The 20,772-nt window shown below is 64.4% G+C and carries 14 protein-coding genes, 2 tRNA genes and 3 rRNA genes; 4 read left to right on the top strand and 15 right to left on the bottom strand.

Annotated features, from left to right (window positions below):
- Positions 1-7: 7 nt before the first annotated feature.
- The 5 genes from CKCBHOJB_RS06250 to CKCBHOJB_RS06230 all read right to left on the bottom strand — a co-directional run bounded on the left by CKCBHOJB_RS06250 (position 8) and on the right by CKCBHOJB_RS06230 (position 8,163).
- Complete coding sequence (locus CKCBHOJB_RS06250; protein WP_281051137.1) at positions 8-2,191, bottom strand: malate synthase G; 2,184 nt, start codon at positions 2,189-2,191, stop codon at positions 8-10.
- 187 nt (positions 2,192-2,378) lie between these two features.
- The gene (locus tag CKCBHOJB_RS06245) at positions 2,379-3,590 is read right to left on the bottom strand and encodes an osmoprotectant NAGGN system M42 family peptidase (RefSeq protein WP_281051136.1); all 1,212 of its coding nucleotides are present in this window, start codon (positions 3,588-3,590) and stop codon (positions 2,379-2,381) included.
- A 42-nt stretch (positions 3,591-3,632) separates the two neighbouring features.
- A complete protein-coding gene (gene ngg, locus CKCBHOJB_RS06240) occupies positions 3,633-5,387 on the bottom strand; it encodes an N-acetylglutaminylglutamine synthetase (protein ID WP_281051135.1) in 1,755 nt (584 codons plus the stop codon).
- Positions 5,388-5,399: 12 nt separating this feature from the next.
- Positions 5,400-7,172, bottom strand: a complete 1,773-nt coding sequence (locus tag CKCBHOJB_RS06235; protein WP_281051134.1) for an N-acetylglutaminylglutamine amidotransferase — start codon at positions 7,170-7,172, stop codon at positions 5,400-5,402.
- Between the two features lie 97 nt (positions 7,173-7,269).
- Positions 7,270-8,163 (bottom strand): DMT family transporter, encoded by an 894-nt coding sequence (locus CKCBHOJB_RS06230; protein ID WP_281051133.1) that lies wholly within the window; start codon positions 8,161-8,163, stop codon positions 7,270-7,272.
- Between the two features lie 282 nt (positions 8,164-8,445).
- Between CKCBHOJB_RS06230 and CKCBHOJB_RS06225 the strand changes: the two genes are divergently transcribed.
- The 4 genes from CKCBHOJB_RS06225 (at position 8,446) to CKCBHOJB_RS06210 (ending at position 12,312) form a co-directional block, all read left to right on the top strand.
- The gene (locus CKCBHOJB_RS06225; protein ID WP_281051132.1) at positions 8,446-9,966 is read left to right on the top strand and encodes a methylmalonyl-CoA carboxytransferase subunit 5S; all 1,521 of its coding nucleotides are present in this window, start codon (positions 8,446-8,448) and stop codon (positions 9,964-9,966) included.
- Between the two features lie 79 nt (positions 9,967-10,045).
- A complete protein-coding gene (locus CKCBHOJB_RS06220; RefSeq protein WP_348634864.1) occupies positions 10,046-11,584 on the top strand; it encodes an acyl-CoA carboxylase subunit beta in 1,539 nt (512 codons plus the stop codon).
- A gap of 10 nt (positions 11,585-11,594) precedes the next feature.
- Positions 11,595-11,909: a hypothetical protein gene (locus CKCBHOJB_RS06215; RefSeq protein ID WP_281051130.1), complete on the top strand. Its 315-nt coding sequence runs from the start codon at positions 11,595-11,597 to the stop codon at positions 11,907-11,909.
- Between the two features lie 13 nt (positions 11,910-11,922).
- Positions 11,923-12,312 (top strand): biotin/lipoyl-containing protein, encoded by a 390-nt coding sequence (locus CKCBHOJB_RS06210; protein ID WP_281051129.1) that lies wholly within the window; start codon positions 11,923-11,925, stop codon positions 12,310-12,312.
- A gap of 309 nt (positions 12,313-12,621) precedes the next feature.
- Here the strand turns inward: CKCBHOJB_RS06210 and CKCBHOJB_RS06205 are convergent, their stop codons facing one another.
- From CKCBHOJB_RS06205 to CKCBHOJB_RS06160, 10 genes are all read right to left on the bottom strand, one after another.
- A complete protein-coding gene (locus tag CKCBHOJB_RS06205; RefSeq protein ID WP_281051128.1) occupies positions 12,622-12,894 on the bottom strand; it encodes a VF530 family protein in 273 nt (90 codons plus the stop codon).
- 219 nt (positions 12,895-13,113) lie between these two features.
- Positions 13,114-13,227, bottom strand: a 5S ribosomal RNA gene (gene rrf, locus CKCBHOJB_RS06200).
- A 110-nt stretch (positions 13,228-13,337) separates the two neighbouring features.
- Positions 13,338-16,224, bottom strand: a 23S ribosomal RNA gene (locus tag CKCBHOJB_RS06195).
- Positions 16,225-16,504: 280 nt separating this feature from the next.
- Positions 16,505-16,580 (bottom strand) — tRNA-Ala (locus tag CKCBHOJB_RS06190).
- Between the two features lie 25 nt (positions 16,581-16,605).
- Positions 16,606-16,682: transfer RNA gene (locus CKCBHOJB_RS06185), tRNA-Ile, on the bottom strand.
- A 73-nt stretch (positions 16,683-16,755) separates the two neighbouring features.
- A 16S ribosomal RNA gene (locus CKCBHOJB_RS06180) occupies positions 16,756-18,294 on the bottom strand.
- The 16S, 23S and 5S rRNA genes sit together here with 2 tRNA genes alongside, the layout of an rRNA operon.
- A gap of 558 nt (positions 18,295-18,852) precedes the next feature.
- Positions 18,853-19,437: a class I SAM-dependent methyltransferase gene (locus CKCBHOJB_RS06175; RefSeq protein ID WP_281051127.1), complete on the bottom strand. Its 585-nt coding sequence runs from the start codon at positions 19,435-19,437 to the stop codon at positions 18,853-18,855.
- Positions 19,438-19,444: 7 nt separating this feature from the next.
- Positions 19,445-19,897, bottom strand: coding sequence for a rhodanese-like domain-containing protein (locus CKCBHOJB_RS06170; protein ID WP_281051126.1), 453 nt, complete (start codon positions 19,895-19,897; stop codon positions 19,445-19,447).
- Positions 19,898-19,943: 46 nt separating this feature from the next.
- Positions 19,944-20,285, bottom strand: a complete 342-nt coding sequence (locus CKCBHOJB_RS06165; RefSeq protein ID WP_281051125.1) for a DsrE family protein — start codon at positions 20,283-20,285, stop codon at positions 19,944-19,946.
- Positions 20,286-20,310: 25 nt separating this feature from the next.
- Positions 20,311-20,754, bottom strand: coding sequence for a hypothetical protein (locus CKCBHOJB_RS06160; protein ID WP_281051124.1), 444 nt, complete (start codon positions 20,752-20,754; stop codon positions 20,311-20,313).
- Positions 20,755-20,772 lie beyond the last annotated feature (18 nt).

Below are 20,772 nucleotides of genomic sequence, written 5' to 3'. Positions count from 1 at the left end.
CGGTGGCTCAGCCGCCGACCTTCGCCTTGAACTGCTGGCGATAGCGGTGCAGCAGGGGCTCGGTGTAGCCGCTGGGCTGTGCGCAGCCCTCGAAGATCAGCGCGCGCGCGGCCTGGTACGCCACCGAGTCGTCGAAGTCGGGCGCCATCGGGCGGTACAGCGCATCGCCCGCGTTCTGCCCGTCGACCACCGCGGCCATGCGCTGCAGCGTCGCCTCGACCTGCTCGGCGGTGACCACGCCGTGGCGCAGCCAGTTGGCGATGTGCTGGCTCGAGATGCGCAGCGTCGCGCGGTCTTCCATCAGGCCGATGTCGTTGATGTCGGGCACCTTCGAGCAGCCCACGCCCTGCTCGACCCAGCGCACCACGTAGCCGAGGATGCCCTGGCAGTTGTTGTCGAGTTCCTGCTGGCGCTCGGTCGCGCTCCAGTCGGCCTTGGCCACCACCGGGATGGTCAGCAGATCGTCGAGCAGCGCCTCGGACGCGGCGTTGAGGTCGAGCTTCTCGATCTCCTGCTGCACCGCGGCCACATTGACCTGGTGGTAGTGCAGCGCGTGCAGCGTGGCCGCGGTCGGCGACGGCACCCAGGCGGTGTTGGCGCCGGCCTTCGGGTGCACGATCTTCTGCTCGAGCATCGCCGCCATCAGGTCGGGCATCGCCCACATGCCCTTGCCGATCTGCGCGCGGCCGCGCAGGCCGGCGGCCAGGCCGATCAGCACGTTGCGGCGCTCGTAGGCGGCGATCCACTTGCTGTTCTTGATGTCGCCCTTGCGCATCATCGGGCCGGCTTCCATCGCGGTGTGCATCTCGTCGCCGGTGCGGTCGAGGAAGCCGGTGTTGATGAAGGCCACGCGCGCCGGCGCGGCGGCGATGCAGGCGCGCAGGTTCACGCTGGTGCGGCGCTCCTCGTCCATGATGCCGAGCTTGACGGTGTGCGCGGGCAGGCCGAGCAGCGCTTCGACACGGGTGAAGAGCTCGTCGGCGAAGGCCACCTCGGCCGGGCCGTGCATCTTGGGCTTGACGATGTAGATCGAGCCCTTGCGCGAGTTGCCGCGGCGCGCGAGGTCGCGCTTGGCGACCAGCGTGGTCACCACCGCGTCCATGATGCCCTCGGGGATCTCCCGGCCCTCGCCCCACAGGATGGCGGGGTTGGTCATCAGGTGGCCGACGTTGCGCACGAACAGCAGCGAACGCCCGTGCAGGGTCAGCGGCTGGCCGTCGGCGCCGGTGTAGGCGCGGTCGGGATTCAGGCGGCGGGTCATCATCCGGCCGCCCTTCTCGAAGCTGTCCTCCAGCGAGCCGTCCATCAGGCCCAGCCAGTTGCGGTACACCACGACCTTGTCGTCGGCATCGACCGCGGCGATCGAGTCCTCGCAGTCCATGATCGTGGACAGCGCCGCTTCCATCAGCAGGTCGTTCACGCCGGCGGCGTCGGTCTTGCCGATGGCGCCGTTGCGGTCGATCTGCACCTCGATGTGCAGGCCGTTGTTCTTGAGCAGCACCGCCGAGGGCGCGGCAGCCTCGCCCTGGAAGCCGACGAACTTCTCCGCCTGCTGCAGGCCGGTGGTGGCGCCGCTCTTGAGGGTGACCACCAGCTTGCCGGCGGCGACCGCGTAGGCGACCGCGTCCGCGTGCGAGGCGCCGGCCAGCGGCGCGGCCTGGTCGAGCACCTGGCGGCCGAAGGCGATGACGCGCGCGCCGCGCACCGGGTTGTAGCCCTTGGTGAGCTCGGCGCCGTCCTTCTGGGCGATGGCGTCGGTGCCGTAGAGCGCGTCGTAGAGCGAACCCCAGCGCGCGTTGGCGGCGTTGAGCGCATAGCGCGCGTTCATCACCGGCACCACCAGCTGCGGGCCGGCCTGCACCGCCAGTTCGTCGTCGACGTCGGTGGTGGTGGCCTTGGCGTCCGCGGGCACCGGCAGCAGGTAGCCGATCGCGGCGAGGAAGGCCTTGTAGGCGGCCATGTCGGCGACCGGACCGGGGTGGGCGCGGTGCCAGGCGTCGAGCTCGGCCTGGATGCGATCGCGCTCGGCCAGCAGCGCGGCGTTCTTCGGGGCGAGATCATGGACCAGGGCATCGAAGCCCGACCAGAACGCAGCAGCGTCCACGCCGCTGCCCGGCAGGGCTTCTTCTTCGATGAAACGCTTCAGGTTGGCCGCCACCTGCAGGCGCTGGCAGCTCACTCGTTCGGTCATGTGTCGGACTCTCAGGATTGAATTATGTCGGTGGCTCGCGTTCGCCGGGCGCACGCGAAACCTGTGAAGAATGCGTTCGATCGGAGCGACGGTCAAGGTCGCCGAACGAAAGTCCTATATAAGATACAACCTATACAGTCGCTTGTGCACCGCCACGTGCCCCCTGCGCGCGCGACGCCGGCGGCCCCTACTCGGGTGCCGGCGGCGCGGGATCGGCGAGGAAGGTCTCCGGCACTGGCAGTGGCGTGCTCGGGACAGTCATGTCGCCCGGACACAGCTGCGCGGTGAAACCATCGAGCGAGCCCATGGAGCGACAATCGCGGCGCGCCACCGGCTCGCTGGCCATGTAGGCGACCACGAGTCGGGTGAGCGCTTCGAGCGCGTCGCGATGGGTGCGCTCCTGCGCGTGCGAAGCATCGGCGCCGAAACCGATCAGCGCGGTGCGGATGTCGTTGCCCGCCTCGACCGCAGCCGCCGAATCCGAACGGTAGTAGCGGAAGATGTCGCGCCGATGGGCGATGTCATGTGTCTTCGCGAGCGCGATCAGCTTGTGGGTGAGGTGGTAGTCGAACGGGCCGGACATGTCCTGCATGCAGATCGTCGCGGCGTGCTCCGAGGTGTTCTGTCCGGGCGCCGCGATCGAGATGTCCAGGCTCACCATCTCGGCGATTTCGCCATGCAGCGCCGCCGAGGCACCGGAGCCGATCTCCTCGGTGATGGTGAGCAGCGGATGCACATCGACCGGCAGCCTAAGCCCATGGTCGCGCACCGCCTTGCAGGCCGTGAGCAGGGCGGCCACCGCGGCCTTGTCGTCGAGGTAGCGGGAGTTGATGTAACCGTCGGGCTGGATCTCGGGCTGGGGATCGAAGGCGATCCAGTCGCCGACCTCGAGTCCGGCTGCCTCCAGCCCGGCGCGATCGGCCACCGGCAGATCGACCCTCACCTCGACATGCTCCCAGCCCACCGGCTGGCTGTCGATCTCGCCGCCGAAGGCGTGGCCCGAGGTCTTCAGCGGCAGGCAGGTGCCGCGCACCTGGCCGTGATCGGTGAAGATGGTGAGCCGTCCCCCCTCGGCGAAGCGCGCCGACCAGTGCCCGATCGGTACGATCTCCAGGCGGCCGTTGGACTTGAGCGACTTCACCATCGCCCCCAAGGTGTCGAGATGGGCGACCACCGCACGCGCGGGCTGCGCGGCCTGGCCCTTCAGCGTGGCGCGGATGGCGCCACGGCGGGTGATCTCGTAGGGGATCCCGAGCGCCTCGAAGCGTCCCGCGGTATAGCGCACGGCGGCGTCGGTCAGACCCACCGGGCTGGGAATCGCGAGCAGCTGCAGCATCGTTTCCTCGAGATAGGCGTAGTCGATCGGGGGCAGGGTCCCAGCCGGGGTCGGATCGTTCATGTCGCGCACTCCTCTCGTCTCACTGGATTGGCGCCGCCCCGCTCAGGCCGCACTCGCACGCGAGCGCGGGAACAGCAGGTCGATGAAGCGCTCGGCAGTGGGCTGGGGCTCGTGGTTGGCGAGGCCGGGGCGCTCGTTGGCCTCGATGATCACGTACTCGTGCCCATCGACCGCCGGCACCAGGAAATCCAGCCCGGTGACCGGGATGTCGAGTGCGCGCGCGGCCTTTTCGGCGGCCTCGCGCAGTACCGGATGCAGTGCGGCGGTAAGGTCGTGGATCGTGCCGCCGGTGTGCAGGTTGGCGGTCTTGCGCACCTGCAGGCGCCGCTCGGGCGGCAGCACGGCGTCGAGAGCGAAGCCTTGCGCGGCGATGCAGCGCTCGGCCTCGGCATCGACCGGGATGCGCGACTCACCCCCGGTGGCAGCGGCGCGCCGCCGGCTCTGGCGCTCGATGAGTTCGCGCACCGTGCTGCGCCCGTCCCCGACCACGATCGGTGGCCGACGCACGGCTGCGGCCACCACCTGATGGTCGATGACGACGATGCGCAGGTCCTCGCCGGCGCAGAACTGCTCGACGACCACGCGGTCGCAGAACCGACGCGCGCGTTCGATGGCCACGCGCACCTCTTCGGCGCTGCGCAGGTCGACGCTGATGCCCTTGCCCTGCTCGCCCTCCACCGGCTTGACCACCACCGCACGGCAATCCTCGAGCAGCGCCTGCCAGCGCGCGTCGTCACCGGCATCGACCTGACGCGGCACCGCGAGACCGGCCGCGGCGAGCAGTCTCAGCGTCACTCGCTTGTCCTGGCAGCGGCTCATCGCCACAGCGGAGGTGAGCTCGGACAGGGACTCGCGGCAGACGATGCTGCGCCCGCCCAGGGTCAGGCGGAAGTAGCCGTTCTCGGCATCGATCACCTCGGCGTGGATGCCGCGCCGGATCGCCTCATCCACGAGCAATCGGGCATACGCATTGAGATCCTGCAGCGCTTCGCCGCCACCGGTAAACAGCGGCTCGTTGATCGCGTTGCGGCGCTTGACCGCGAACGCCGGGATGCGCTGGAAGCCGAGCTTGTCGTAGAGGGCGATCGCCTGCTCGTTGTCGTGCAGCACCGACACGTCCATCCACTCGCGCCCGCGCGCCTGGTAATGCTCGGCGAGGTAGCGCACCAGCGCCTCGCCCACACCGGGATGCTCCGCCTGCGGCGCCACCGCGAGCGCCCACAGACTAGCGCCATGCTGCGGGTCGGCGAAGGCCTCGACGTGGTCCAGCCCCATCGCCACGCCGATCACCTCGCCGCTGGCGCGATCCTCGGCGAGCGCGTAGCTGATCACCCGGCTGGCGCGCGCCTTCCACACCGCCGGCGCATCCACCGGCACCATGCGGCGGGCGCGGTAGAGCACGTTGATCGCCGCCACGTCGGCGCGCGTGCGCAGCCGGCGCAAGGTGAAGCCGCGCCGGCCGGCTCGCTGCGACGGAATCCGGTAGGTGGCGAGATTGAGCCGGAAAGCCTCGGACGGATCGAGGAAGAGCTGCTGCGGCGCTTGAGCCACGACCACGTGCGGCTTCTCGACGTAGAAGGCGATGTCGCGCTGCCCCGGGCGCTCGGCCACCAGCGCCGCAGCCAGGCTCGCGGCGTCGCGCCAGGTCTGCGCCGGCAACAGGCGCCCCCAGCCGCATTCGATGACGACGTCGGCAGGCGCGCCCGCCGGCTCGGACTGGCCGGCGGGCCGATGCACGGCGAGCTGTGCGCTGCGTTGCTCGGCGCGCAAGGCGCGCGCGATGTGCTTGCGGATCATCGTTCGCCGTCCTCAACCCACATGGGCCTGCAGCCACCACTCCAGCAGCCCGAGCTGCCAGAGCTTGGAGCCGCGCAGGGGCGTGATGTGGGCGGACGGGTCGGCGAGCAGGGTGTCGACGTAGTCCTTGCGGAACAGGCCGCGCTCGCGCGCCGACTGGCTGCAGAGCGCGTCGCGCACGCGCTCGAGCACCGGCCCCTGCAGGTACTTGAGCGCCGGCACCGGGAAATAGCCCTTGGGACGGTCGATCACCGCGTCGGGGATCAGCTTGCGCGCAGCCTCCTTCAGCACCCCCTTGCCACCATGCGCGAGCTTGTGGCGCGCCGGGATGCGCGCGGCGAGCTCGACCAGCTCGTGGTCGAGGAAGGGAACGCGTGCCTCCAGCCCGAACGCCATGGTCATGTTGTCCACGCGCTTGACCGGGTCGTCGACCAGCATCACCGTGGTGTCGAGGCGCAGCGCCTTCTCCACCGGGTCGTCCGCGCCCGGGGCGCTGAAGCTCGCGGCGACGAAGGCGGCGCTCGCGTCCCCCCCGTGCCACTGCGGATTCACCGTGGCGAGGTACTCGTCGTGGTCGCGGTCGCGAAAGGCCGCGAGGTAATCGGCCACCGGGTCGGCACTGCCGGCGAGCTTGGGATACCAGTGGTAGCCGCCGAACACCTCGTCCGCCCCCTGCCCGCTCTGCACCACCTTGCTGTGCCGGCTCACCGCCTCGGAGAGCAGGTAGAAGCCGATGCAGTCGTGGCTCACCATGGGCTCGTTCATCGCCGCCACCGCCTCGGGCAGGCGGGAGAGCAATTCCTGCTCGGGCACGAAGATGCGCTCGTGCACCGTGCCGAACTCGCGCGCTACGATATCGGCGTACTCGAACTCGTTGCCCTTCTCGCCGCCGACATCGGCGAAGCCGACGTTGTAGGTGCGCAGCTCCTTCACCCCGGCCTCGGCCATCAGGCCGACGATCAGGCTGGAGTCCACACCGCCGGAGAGCAGCGCGCCCACCGGCACGTCCGCGACCAGGCGGCGCTTCACCGCAGCGCGCAGGCCGTCGAGCAGGATCTCGGTCCAGTCCTCGAAGCTGCGCGACTCGTCGGTGGCGTCGCGGGCATAGTCCAGCGCCCAGAAGCTGCGTTCGCTGCGCCGGCCGTCGGGCTCGATGCGCATCAGCGTACCCGGTGCGAGCTTGCGCACGCCGGCCAGCAGCGTGTGAGGCGCCGGCACCACGGCGTGGAAGGAGAGGTAATGATTGAGCGCCACCGGATCGATCGAGCTGTCGAGCCCGCCCGCGGCCAGCAGCGCCGGCAGCGCCGAAGCGAAGCGCAGCCCGCCCTCGATCGGCGCGTAGTACAGCGGCTTGATGCCGAGGCGGTCGCGACCGAGCAGCACACGGCCGCTGTCACGCTCCCAGACGGCGAACGCGAACATGCCGTTGAGCCGGGAGACGAAGTCCTCACCCCAGGCGTGATACGCCTTGAGGAGCACCTCGGTATCGCCGTGGGAGTAGAAGCGGTAGCCCTTGGCCTCGAGCTCGCGGCGCAGTTCGGGGTGGTTGTAGACCGCGCCGTTGAACACGATGCCCAGGCCCAGCTCGGGATCGACCATCGGCTGCTGGGCCGATTCGGACAGGTCCATGATCTTCAGCCGGCGGTGACCCCAGGCCTGCGCGCCCTGGGCGAACACGCCGCCGTTGTCCGGCCCGCGAGCCTTTTGCTGCGCGTTCATCCGCGCCAGCGCCGCGAGGTCGGGGGTGCCGCCGTCGAATCTCAACTCACCTGCGATTCCGCACATTGAACTTCCTGTCTGGTTGAAAGCATGTGCATTTTAGCAAAATTGTTTTGGTCAAATATTTTTAAACGGAGCACTGCAGTCAGCCCCCCCTGCCCGTTCAGCCGCGAGGGCGCCGCATCGTCAGCGCGATCCCGCCCAGAACGAGCGCCATGCCCACGTAGTGGAACCAGGCCGGATACTCGCCCAGCAACAGCGTGGACAGGATCGCCGCAAAAACCGGCTGCAGGTGGATGAACAGCGAGCCCACCGCCGGCCCCACCGCGACCACCCCCGCGTTGAAGCACACGAAGCCGAGAAACGCCGCCATCACGCCTGCATAGAGGATGCCGGCCACCGCCCCCGCGTGCAGGTTCACGACCCGCCCCTCGGCGATCTCCCAGACGTACATCGGCGCGATCACCAGCAGGCCGACGAAGATGAACGCCGCCAATTGCAGCATCGGATGCACGCCTTGCGGCCGCCACTGCAGCCCCACCGTGTAGATGCTCCAGGTCAGCACGGCCACGAGCATCCACAGGTCGCCGGTGTTGAGGCCGAGCCCGAACAGGACCTCCAGGCTGCCGCGGCTGATCAGCAGCAGCACGCCGAACAGCGACACCAGCACCCCCAGCGCCTCCGGCCGGGTCAGGCGCTTGCCGAGAAAGACGAAGGCGAGCGCGATGGTCGCGAACGGGATGAAGGAATTGAGCAGGGTGGCGCTGGTCGCGGTGGTGTGCTGGACGGCCAGGTAGGAGAAGGTGTTGTAGAAGCCCACCCCGAACACGCCCAGGAAGATCACCTGCTTCCAGGCCGCGCGCAGCATCGGCCACTGCGCCTTCAGATGCGGCAGAGCGAAAGGCAGCACACAGGCGAAGGCCACCACCCAGCGCCAGAAGGCGAGCGCGACCGGCGGCAGATCGGCCCTCAGACCTCGGCCCATGACCATGTTTCCCGCCCAGAAGAGCGAGGCGAGGACGAGCAGCAGATAGGGGTTGAAGCGAGGATGGTTCATTACGTGGAGCCTGTTGCGGATTCGGTCCGTGATTGTCTGTGTAAATGGCGCCGAGATAAATCCCGTTCGGAAAGCATCGAGTGTCCCGATACCGGGGATATGACTCCGGATCGCCCCCCTCGTCGTCGGCCGTGACGCGATGGACGCAGTCGGCGCAGCTTGTTTGATCCACGTCATGCACGCGAGGCGGCAGGGGAATATAGTTGCGGTGCACCAATCTTCCCGCAGCGTCGCTGTCCGGCCTCACGAAGGCCTGTGCCGTGCCGCCGCAAAGGCCCCGACATGCCCCGCATCATCGACATCACCGAACTCGCGCTGCGCGACGCCCACCAGAGCCTGCTCGCCACCCGCATGGCGCTGGAGGACATGATCCCCGCCTGCGCCGACATCGACCGCGCCGGCTACTGGTCGGTGGAATGCTGGGGCGGCGCCACCTTCGACGCCTGCATCCGCTTCCTCAACGAGGATCCTTGGGAGCGCCTGCGCACTTTCCGCCGCCTGCTCCCAAACTCCCGCCTGCAGATGCTGCTGCGCGGCCAGAACCTGCTCGGCTACCGGCACTACGAGGACACGGTGGTCGACCGCTTCGTCGCCAAGGCCGCCGAGAACGGCATGGATGTGTTCCGCATCTTCGACGCGCTCAACGACATCCGCAACCTCGAGCGCGCCATCGCTGCGGTGCGCCGCACCGGCAAGCACGCCCAGGGCACGATCTGCTACACCGTGAGCCCGCTGCACACGGTGCCGGGCTTCATCGACATGGCGCAGCGCCTGGTCGAGATGGGCTGTGACTCGATCTGCCTGAAGGACATGGCCGCGCTGCTCAAGCCGCAACCGGCCTACGACATCGTGAAGGGCATCAAGGAGCGCTGCGGCACGGACGTGCGCGTGCATGTCCACACCCACGCCACCACCGGCGTCACCCTGGTGAGCCTGATGAAGGCGATCGAGGCCGGCGCCGACTGCGTGGATACCGCGATCAGCTCGCTCAGCCTCGGCCCCGGCCACAACCCGACCGAAAGCCTGGTGGAGATGCTCGAGGGTACCGGCTTCGAGGCGCGGCTCGACAGGGACCGCCTGCGCCGCATCCGCGACCACTTCGCGGCCGTCCGCCCGCGCTACGCCGAGTTCATGTCCAACATCCACGGCGTGGACACCGACATCTTCGACAGCCAGATCCCGGGCGGCATGATTTCCAACATGGAGAGCCAGCTCAAGCAGCAGAAGGCTGCGCACCGCCTGCGCGAGGTGCTGATCGAGGTGCCGCGCGTGCGCGAGGATGCCGGCTTTCCGCCGCTGGTCACGCCATCGAGCCAGATCGTCGGCACGCAGGCGGTGTTCAACGTGATGATGGGGCGCTACAAGGCGATGTCGGGCGAGTTCGCCGACCTGATGCTGGGCTACTACGGCGAGGCGCCGGGCACACGCGACCCCGAGGTCGTGACGCTGGCCGAGCAGCAGGCGAAGAAGCCGCCGATCGACTGCCGACCCGCCGACCTGCTCAAGCCCGAATGGCAGGTACTGCGCGAAGCGGCGATCGCTCTGCCCGGCAGCAACGGCAGCGACGAGGACGTGCTGACCCATGCGATGTTCCCTCAGGTGGCGCCCAAGTTCTTCGCCAGCCGTTGTGACGGGCCAAAGAACCTGGGTCGAGATCCCGCTGCTGCCGCCCAAGCCACTGGCGCTGCTGGAACCACGCCCACCGCCGGCAACGCCGGTGCCAATCCGGTGCGCACGCCGATCAGCTATGACGTGACGGTGAATGGTCGCTCCCACCGCGTCTCGGTGACGCCGGTCGCCTGAAGGGCGTTCGCGCGTTCGAACCGCCCGCCCCCAATCCGTACGCCCTGCGCCACATCCTGGAGAAAACCGCATGAGTACCATGCAGGACAAGATCGCCGATCTGCAGCGCCGCCGCGCCACCGCAGAAAACGGTGGCGGCGCCGACCGTCTCGACAGGCAGCGCCAGACCGGCAAGCTCACCGCACGCGAGCGTATCGCCGCACTGGTCGACCCCGACAGCTTCGACGAGACCGGCCTCTTCGCCGCCCACCGCGCCACCCTGTTCGGCATGGCGGGCAAGTCCCTGCCCGCCGACGGGGTGGTCACCGGCGCTGCCGCAGTCGGCGGCCGTCTGCTGCACCTCGCCAGCCAGGACTTCACCGTTGCCGGCGGCTCGGCCGGCGAAGTGCATTCGGAGAAGGTCGCCGACATCATGCACATGGCGCTCAAGACCGGCTCGCCCTTCGTATTCATCAACGACTCGGGCGGCGCGCGCGTGCAGGAGGGCATCGACTCGCTGTCGGGCTACGGCAAGGTCTTCCACGCCAACGTGCTGCTGTCGGGTGTGGTGCCGCAGATCTCGCTGATCTGCGGGCCGTGCGCAGGCGGCGCGGCCTACAGTCCGGCACTCACGGACTTCATCATCCAGACCCGCCAGGCGCAGCTCTTCATCACCGGGCCGCAGGTCATCCGCCAGGTCACCGGCGAGCAGGTCACGGCCGAACAGCTCGGCGGGCCGGACGCGCACATGCTGCATTCGGGCGTGATCCACTTCATCGCCGAGGACGACGCCCACGCCGTGATGCTGTGCAAGAAACTGCTGAGCTTCCTGCCCGCGAACAATCTGGAAGACCCGCCTCAGACCGAAGGCGACCGCCGCGTGGACGCCAATCCCGCCCTCGAAGCCCTCGTGCCCGTTGAAGGCCGCCAGGGCTACGACGTGCGCAGGGTGATCGCGGGCGTTGTGGACTTCGACGATTTCATGGAGGTGCAGGCGGGTTACGCGCCCAACATCGTCGTCGGCTTCGCGCGCATCAACGGCGGGACGGTGGGCATCGTCGCCAACCAGCCGCTGGTGCAGGCCGGCGTGCTCGACATCGACGCCTCGGACAAGGCCGCGCGCTTCATCCGCTTCTGCAATGCCTTCAACGTACCGCTGGTCACCTTCGTGGACGTGCCCGGCTTCCTGCCCGGCGTGAAGCAGGAGTACGGCGGCATCATCCGCCACGGCGCCAAGCTGCTGTTCGCCTACTCGTCGGCCACCGTGCCCAAGATCACCCTGATCCTGCGCAAGGCCTACGGCGGCGCCTACGTCGCGATGTGCAGCAAGGATCTCGGCGCCGACCGCGTGTTTGCGTGGCCGACCGCCGAGATCGCGGTGATGGGTGCCGAGGGCGCGGCCGAAATCGTGTTCCGCAAGGAAATCGACGAGGCCGAGAAGCCGGACGCGAAGCGCGCGGAATTGATCCGCGAATACCGCGCGACCTTCTCCAGCCCCTACGTGGCCGCCGAGCGCCGCCTCGTCGATGCCGTCATCGAGCCGGCGCTGACGAGGCGCCACATCGCCCAGGCGCTGGAATACCTGCGCACCAAGCGCGAGCCGCGGCCACACAAGAAGCACGGCCTGACGCCGCTGTGAGGAGATGCACGTGACCGACCAGGACCAACTCCTCGCCGTCATCGCTGCGCTGCGCGACGAAGTGCGCGCACTCGGGGCGCGCATCAGCGAACTGGAGGCGCACCTCGCCACCTTGCCGCAGGCCGCGCCTGCGGTCACGCAGCGAGGGACAGCGCCGGCCGTCACCGAGGGCGAGATCAGCGAAGAAGAACTGCTCGCCCTCTCCGCCGCGATCGCCGCCTTCCTCGGCGTGCGTGCCCGCATCCGCCAGGTCCGTCTGGTGCATTCGGCCACCTGGGCCCAGGTCGGGCGCGTTCATATCCAGGCCTCGCACCGCGTGCATTGACAGGAACTCCACGGTGAAACTCAGGATCACGCTCAACGACAAGACTTTCGAGGTCGAGGTGGAGGCCGCCGAAGCCGACACCACCACCCTGCCCCCCGCCTACCCCATCGGTTCGGCCGTGCTCTCGGGCAGCGTCGCCAGCACGCCACCCGCACCGTCGTCCGTTGCCTACGACCCTGCGGTCGATGAAGCGAAGGTATGCCGCAGCCCGGTATCGGGCATCGTGGTCCGCCTCATCGCCCAGCGCGGCCAGAGCCTGCAGGTCGGCGACCCACTGATGGTGCTCGAGGCGATGAAGATGGAAACCAACATCACAGCACCGATCGCCGGCCGCATCGCCGCCTTGAGCGTCGCCGAGGGCGACAATGTGCAGTCGGGCCAGGTCGTGGTCGAATTCGAATGAGCATCGTGCGCGTGGGCACCCTCTGCTTGCTCGACGCTCACGTCAGACGTTCCGCGGCGCATCCACCCTTGCTCGGTCGTCGAAGGCGTCGCTACACACGCCTGAGCCGCTGCCTGATCGTGATCGGACACGTCTCGGTGCATGCCAACCACCGTATGGCAGCGGTCCTCGTTCGCGTCCTATTCCAACATGGCAGCTCGGTCCCGCGCGACACTGCACGACCTGAACGATGGTCTCCCTGCCCTTGATGCGCGGCGCAGGGCATGAGGGACAAGGGCGTCGAACGGCCGCAGGTTCTGCTTCGGGCCCTCAGCGATCCGCGGGATCCAGGGGGGCCTGCCTGGGATCGCTTGCGTCCATCCCTCGGTAGACCGTCTCAATGTAAAGCGCCTCGACCTGCGACCGCGCCCAAGGCGTGCGGCGGAGAAACTTGAGACTCGAGGCGATGCTGGGCTCGTGATTGAAGCAGCGGATGTTAACGCGCTGCCCGAGCCTTGACCAACCGACGCGCTCCACCAGGTCGGTGAGAATGCGCTCCAGGGTGGCACCATGCAGCAGGTTATTGGGCTGAAGTTGGGGCATCGTATTCTCGAAGACTGGAAGGGGCACTCTTGACGAGCATCGCAGGGAAAGCCACGCAGTCTCTGTCAGCGAGCACATGTCTCCCTCGGACCTTTCGGTACCTTGGTAGAACGCAAGACCTCGTCAATCTTGTACTCCTTCGTGCGCGGTTTCCGTTTGCGTGTACGGCCAAACGCCCTGATTGCGGTTGGGCGCTCAGGGCGTTTGTTTTGTGGGTTAGTCTGACGATGACCTACTTTCACGAGGGCGGACCTCACTATCATCGGCGCACGGGTGTTTCACGGTCCTGTTCGGGAAGGGAAGGGGTGGTTCCACACGGCTATGGTCGTCAGACTTTGACTTGTCACCTGCGCGGTATCGCAGGCCAAAGTAGGAAGAAGTGTTGTGTGATTGTCTGGTTTTGTTGAACCAGAGAGTCGAGTTCGTTTTGTTTTGAAGGTTATAGGATCAAGCCACACGGGCAATTAGTACCGGTTAGCTGAACGTGTTGCCACGCTTACACACCCGGCCTATCAACGTTGTGGTCTTCAACGACCCTTCAGGGGGCTCGAGGCCCCGGGGAAGTCTCATCTTGAGGCGAGTTTCCCGCTTAGATGCTTTCAGCGGTTATCTCTTCCGCACATAGCTACCCGGCGATGCGACTGGCGTCACAACCGGTACACCAGGGGTGCGTCCACTCCGGTCCTCTCGTACTAGGAGCAGGCCCTCTCAAACTTCCAGCGCCCACGGCAGATAGGGACCAAACTGTCTCACGACGTTTTAAACCCAGCTCACGTACCACTTTAAATGGCGAACAGCCATACCCTTGGGACCGGCTACAGCCCCAGGATGTGATGAGCCGACATCGAGGTGCCAAACTCCGCCGTCGATGTGAACTCTTGGGCGGAATCAGCCTGTTATCCCCAGAGTACCTTTTATCCGTTGAGCGATGGCCCTTCCATACAGAACCACCGGATCACTATGACCTGCTTTCGCACCTGCTCGACGTGTGGGTCTCGCAGTCAAGCCACCTTTTGCCATTGCACTATCAGTACGATGTCCGACCGTACCTAGGTGACCTTCGTACTCCTCCGTTACCTTTTGGGAGGAGACCGCCCCAGTCAAACTGCCCACCATGCACGGTCCCCGACCTGGATTCACAGGCCTGGGTTAGAACCTCGACGACACCAGGGTGGTATTTCAAGGACGGCTCCACCAGAACTAGCGTCCTGGCTTCATAGCCTCCCACCTATCCTACACAAGTCCCGTCAAAGTCCAATGCAAAGCTACAGTAAAGGTTCATGGGGTCTTTCCGTCTAGCCGCGGGGAGATTGCATCTTCACAAACATTTCAACTTCGCTGAGTCTCAGGAGGAGACAGTGTGGCCATCGTTACGCCATTCGTGCAGGTCGGAACTTACCCGACAAGGAATTTCGCTACCTTAGGACCGTTATAGTTACGGCCGCCGTTTACCGGGGCTTCGATCAAGAGCTTGCACCCCATCACTTAACCTTCCGGCACCGGGCAGGCGTCACACCCTATACGTCCACTTTCGTGTTTGCAGAGTGCTGTGTTTTTAATAAACAGTCGCAGCCACCGATTCTCTGCGACCCCTTTCCGCTCCAGCCGCGAGGGCTTTCACGTACGAGGGGCATACCTTCTCCCGAAGTTACGGTATCAATTTGCCGAGTTCCTTCTCCTGAGTTCTCTCAAGCGCCTTGGTATTCTCTACCAGCCCACCTGTGTCGGTTTGCGGTACGGTCACTCTATGACTGAAGCTTAGAGGCTTTTCCTGGAAGCTGGGTATCACTCACTTCGGATCCGAGGATCCTCGTCATCACGCCTCATCTAAGCCACGCGGATTTGCCTACGCGGCACGACTACACGCTTAAACCACCTATTCCAACAGATGGCCGAGCTAACCTTCTCCGTCCCCCCATCGCATCATAGAGCGGTACAGGAATATTGACCTGTTTCCCATCGACTACGCATTTCTGCCTCGCCTTAGGGGCCGACTCACCCTGCGCCGATGAACGTTGCGCAGGAAACCTTGGGCTTACGGCGAGGGTGCTTTTCACACCCTTTATCGCTACTCATGTCAGCATTCGCACTTCCGATACCTCCAGCATCCCTTACGAGACACCTTCGCAGGCTTACGGAACGCTCCCCTACCACGTGTCAAAGACACATCCGCAGCTTCGGTTCATGGCTTGAGCCCCGTTACATCTTCCGCGCAGGACGACTCGACTAGTGAGCTATTACGCTTTCTTTAAAGGATGGCTGCTTCTAAGCCAACCTCCTAGCTGTCTGTGCCTTCCCACCTCGTTTGCCACTTAGCCATGCATTTGGGACCTTAGCTGGCGGTCTGGGTTGTTTCCCTCTTGACACCGGACGTTAGCACCCGATGTCTGTCTGCCGTATATCACTTTGCGGTATTCGGAGTTTGCTATCGCGGGGTAGATCGCAATGACCCCCCCAACGATTACAGTGCTCTACCCCCGCAAGTGTCCGTACGACGCACTACCTAAATAGTTTTCGGGGAGAACCAGCTATTTCCGGATTTGTTTAGCCTTTCACCCCTATCCACAGCTCATCCCCTAACTTTTCAACGTTAGTGGGTTCGGACCTCCAGTACCTGTTACGGCACCTTCATCCTGGCCATGGATAGATCATCCGGTTTCGGGTCTACGCCCTGCAACTCAGTCGCCCTTATCAGACTCGCTTTCGCTACGCCTCCCCTACTCGGTTAAGCTCGCTACAGAACGTAAGTCGCTGACCCATTATACAAAAGGTACGCAGTCACCCCTTACGAGGCTCCCACTGTTTGTATGCATGCGGTTTCAGGATCTATTTCACTCCCCTCCCGGGGTTCTTTTCGCCTTTCCCTCACGGTACTGGTTCACTATCGGTCGATCACGAGTATTTAGCCTTGGAGGATGGTCCCCCCATCTTCAGACAGGATTTCTCGTGTCCCGCCCTACTTGTCGCACGCTCAGACCCGCCACCGGCTTTTCGCATACGGGACTATCACCCTGTATCGTCGGACTTTCCAGACCGTTTTGCTAAGCTGATGGTTTAGTCGTGCAGGCTGCTCCGCGTTCGCTCGCCACTACTTGCGGAATCTCGGTTGATTTCTGTTCCTCGAGCTACTTAGATGTTTCAGTTCGCTCGGTTCGCCTCCTCAGACCTATGTATTCAGTCTGGGATACCCCTTGCGGGGTGGGTTTCCCCATTCGGACATCGTGGGATCAAAGCTCTATTGCCAGCTCCCCCACGCTTTTCGCAGGCTTACACGTCCTTCATCGCCTGTGATCGCCAAGGCATCCACCACATGCACTTAGTCGCTTGATCCTATAACCTTGGACCCTCTTCGATGTTGCCATCCCGAAGGCCCGCGTACAGGAACGAACTCGTTTGTGCGGCCACACCACTGCTGACAACGGTGATGTGACCAATGCAATCACACAACTTGCAGTACGCACCGGCTCGGTACGTACTGCACTTCTTCCACTTTGTTAAAGAGCGAACCTCAATGACCGGCAGCTACGCTGCCGTTCAAGAAGTAAGAGATACCGACACCGACACCGGTGCGCGTCATCTCTTACTTCTCGTCTCGAGCCTTGGACACGACTGGTGGAGCTGGTCGGGATCGAACCGACGACCTACGGCTTGCAAAGCCGCCGCTCTCCCAGCTGAGCTACAGCCCCCCACTGCTTCGAGCAACCAATTGATTGGTGGGTCTGGTTGGGTTCGAACCAACGACCCCCGCCTTATCAAGACGGTGCTCTAACCAGCTGAGCTACAGACCCTCTCATCCGAGGCTCTTCGCCTGAACAACCGATAAGTTGTGGATACTTGATGGAACAGTGGCCTGTTCTCTTGAAAGGAGGTGATCCAGCCGCACCTTCCGATACGGCTACCTTGTTACGACTTCACCCCAGTCATGAATCTCACCGTGGTAAGCGCCCTCCCGAAGGTTAAGCTACCTACTTCTGGTGAAACCCACTCCCATGGTGTGACGGGCGGTGTGTACAAGACCCGGGAACGTATTCACCGCAGCATGCTGATCTGCGATTACTAGCGATTCCGACTTCACGTAGTCGAGTTGCAGACTACGATCCGGACTACGATCGGCTTTAAGGGATTGGCTCCACCTCGCGGCTTGGCAACCCTCTGTACCGACCATTGTATGACGTGTGAAGCCCTACCCATAAGGGCCATGAGGACTTGACGTCATCCCCACCTTCCTCCGGTTTGTCACCGGCAGTCTCACTAGAGTGCCCAACTAAATGATGGCAACTAGTGACAAGGGTTGCGCTCGTTGCGGGACTTAACCCAACATCTCACGACACGAGCTGACGACAGCCATGCAGCACCTGTGTTCTGGCTCCCGAAGGCACCCTCGCCTCTCAGCAAGGTTCCAGACATGTCAAGGGTAGGTAAGGTTTTTCGCGTTGCATCGAATTAATCCACATCATCCACCGCTTGTGCGGGTCCCCGTCAATTCCTTTGAGTTTTAACCTTGCGGCCGTACTCCCCAGGCGGTCGACTTCACGCGTTAGCTGCGTCACTCAGTGCATTGCTGCTCCGAACGACTAGTCGACATCGTTTAGGGCGTGGACTACCAGGGTATCTAATCCTGTTTGCTCCCCACGCTTTCGTGCATGAGCGTCAGTACAGGCCCAGGGGGCTGCCTTCGCCATCGGTGTTCCTCCTGATCTCTACGCATTTCACTGCTACACCAGGAATTCCACCCCCCTCTGCCGTACTCTAGCCTTGCAGTCACAAACGCAGTTCCCAGGTTAAGCCCGGGGATTTCACATCTGTCTTACAAAACCGCCTGCGCACGCTTTACGCCCAGTAATTCCGATTAACGCTCGCACCCTACGTATTACCGCGGCTGCTGGCACGTAGTTAGCCGGTGCTTCTTAGTCCGGTACCGTCATCCACGCGCTATGTTAGAGCGCGCGATTTCTTCCCGGCCGAAAGAGCTTTACAACCCGAAGGCCTTCTTCACTCACGCGGCATGGCTGGATCAGGCTTGCGCCCATTGTCCAAAATTCCCCACTGCTGCCTCCCGTAGGAGTCTGGGCCGTGTCTCAGTCCCAGTGTGGCGGATCATCCTCTCAGACCCGCTACGGATCGTCGCCTAGGTGAGCCTTTACCTCACCTACTAGCTAATCCGACATCGGCCGCTCCAATCGCGCGAGGTTCCGAAGAATCCCCCGCTTTCCCCCTCAGGGCGTATGCGGTATTAGCGTACCTTTCGATACGTTATCCCCCACGACATGGGCACGTTCCGATGCATTACTCACCCGTTCGCCACTCGCCGGCAGGCCGAAGCCCCCGCTGCCGTTCGACTTGCATGTGTAAAGCATGCCGCCAGCGTTCAATCTGAGCCAGGATCAAACTCTTAAGTTCAATCCAGCAAAGCACTCAAATAACTGACTTATATCAGCATGAGCACCTAATCATTGTGAAACCAAATCGCCGAAACGATCCGACCACAACCACCAAGCACCCACACTTATCGGTTGTTCAACTTTTTAAAGAGCGCCGCATTCACTGCAGCAAAACATCCGGAAAACTTTTTTCACCCAACTCAGCGCCCGGTTGATTCGTTTGCTGTGCTGCGAAAGAGGTGCGCATTCTATACGCTACAGAAAGAACGTCAACAACAATCGCGATAAAACATACTTTTCATCACATTGATCCAACCGCCGCAAGCCATCAGACTGGGCAACCGAGCCCGCGGACCATCTCCGGCAGCGGACACGCAAAAAACGCGCAATCTCATTGTGAGGTGCGAACTCGTTGAGGAGCAGCCGGTACTCGACCTCGCCGATCCAGCATCCGCGTTCGCTGTCATGCCAGTCATCGTAGCCTGCGGGATTCAAGGTTTCGCGACTCGCCTCCTGACAGAAGCAGCGTCCCCGCAAGCGATCATCCGCCGTTCGTAGGGGGCCCCAGTCCACGTCCTCAGCACATCGGCCGTTGCGCGACCAGGCCATAGTGATACGGCGCGCTCTGCCCCAGATGCACGTGGACAAGCGCATCGAAACCGGCCTCGGACAGCCAGCCAGCACATTGCTCGGGCTTGGGGCGAATCGCCAGCGGCGGCCCGCGTGGCGTTTCGATGTCGCTGCGCCAGTGCATCACCGACAGCGAGCCTCCAGGCTGAAGAATCCGCTGAGCTTCGCGCAGCAGGGCGAGCGGGTCCTCGATGTGCAGCAGGTTGAAGACCATGACGTGACCCTGCGAACCATCGGGCCCCCCCGTGCCTCGCTCGACGAAGTCACGGACCTCGGCACGGACATTCGTCAGGCCGGCGTCTTGCGCCCGCCGCGCGACGAGACTGACCATGTCCGGCTCGATATCGAGCGCCGTCACCTTGCCGCGCGTGCAGCTTGCCGCCGGCAAGGTGAAGGTGCCGTAGCCACAGCCGAACTCAAGCACATTGCAGCGGCTGTTCTGCGGTAACCACAGCCGTTCCAGCACAGCCTGAGGATCAAAGAACGAGGCCCAGTAGGCCTCCTCCGGCATGCCGCTCTCGCGCCCTTTCATGAAAGCCTCAGTGCTTCGCCTGACCCGTCGCCTTGCTCGCCGCGTCGAAACCGCCCTTGGCCCTCCACTCCTCGAAGCCCCCCTGCAGGATGCGGACGTTTTCGTAACCGGCGACGCGCAGTGCGAAGCCGGCCTGGGCCGACAGGCTGCCGGTGTTGCAGTAGATCAGCACCGGCTTGTCGCGCGGGATGCTGTCGCGCTCGGCGAGCACGCGGCGCCATTCCAGATTGATCGCACCGGGGATGTGGTCCTTGGCGAACTGGCCGGCATCGCGCGCATCGATGACGTGAAAGCGCGACCAGTCCTCGCGCGGGATCTGCTCGGCGAAGATGACGCCGCCGCCGTACTCGACGAAATCCAGGTAGCCAGCCATCTCGTCGACGGCTTGCTCGTTGGCCATGGCGGGCGACGCGATGACGGCCAGCGCGACGGCGGTGGCGCGAATCAGCTTGAAGGGCATCCTGTTTGTCTCCGTGTGTTCGTTTGCTTGTTTTGTGCGGGAACGATCAGAACACCAGCACCTTGTCGGCGGCGGCCGTCCAGTCGGCCAGCTCCTTGAGGGTGCTGCGACGCGCATTGGGCACGACGTCCTCGTCGGCATAGCCGCGCGCGTCCATGCAGGTGCCGCACAAGGCCACCTCACCACCCACCATGCGCACCATGTCGCCGGCGTTGTAGTAGCCCTCGGGCACCTTCTGCCCGGTCTTGGCACAGGCGACCGCATCCCCCATCAGGAAGACGCGTACCGTCTCGCCGTCGAGCTTGCCCAGCGCCCGCGCCAGACGCAGGCCGTTGTAGCTGCGCTCGGTGCCATAGGGGGCGTCGTTGAGGATGAAGAGGGTGTTCATGATCGACTCCCGCCAATCGATGGGATTACTTGCCGCCCGACTTGATCGTGGCCTTCAGGGTGTCGAAGTCGCGGCGCACGGTGTCCTGGAACAGCAGGCCGGACTTGTCCTGCCTGGCCACCCCTTCCAGGTCGAGCACGTCGGCGACGATCTGGTAGCTGGCCGCGCCCTTGTGTTCCTTGCCATCGGCGACGATCAGCTGGTTGCCGTAGAACACGGCCGGCGCGGGCAGTCCTTTCGCCAGGCTCGAGGGCAGCAGCTGGATGGGCACGCGGTAGGTGTTGGCGATCTCGGCCGCCACCTGCAGGTTGCCGTTGCAGCGCTGGCCGGGCGGGTCCTTGGCGATGAAGGTCAGCACCTTCTGGCCGGCGGTGGTCTGTGCACCGGGTACGGCCATCGACACATCGGCCGCCACGGCCGACAGGCTGAACACGGCACCCATCAGGGCGAATGTGATGCTCTTCTTCATGGGTTGTCTCCTCGCTGC

It is taken from the genome of Thauera sp. GDN1 (assembly GCF_029223545.1).
Classification (GTDB): Bacteria; Pseudomonadota; Gammaproteobacteria; order Burkholderiales; family Rhodocyclaceae; genus Thauera.
Note: the sequence above shows the minus strand (reverse complement) of the source record. Positions and strands in the feature narration are given on the sequence as shown.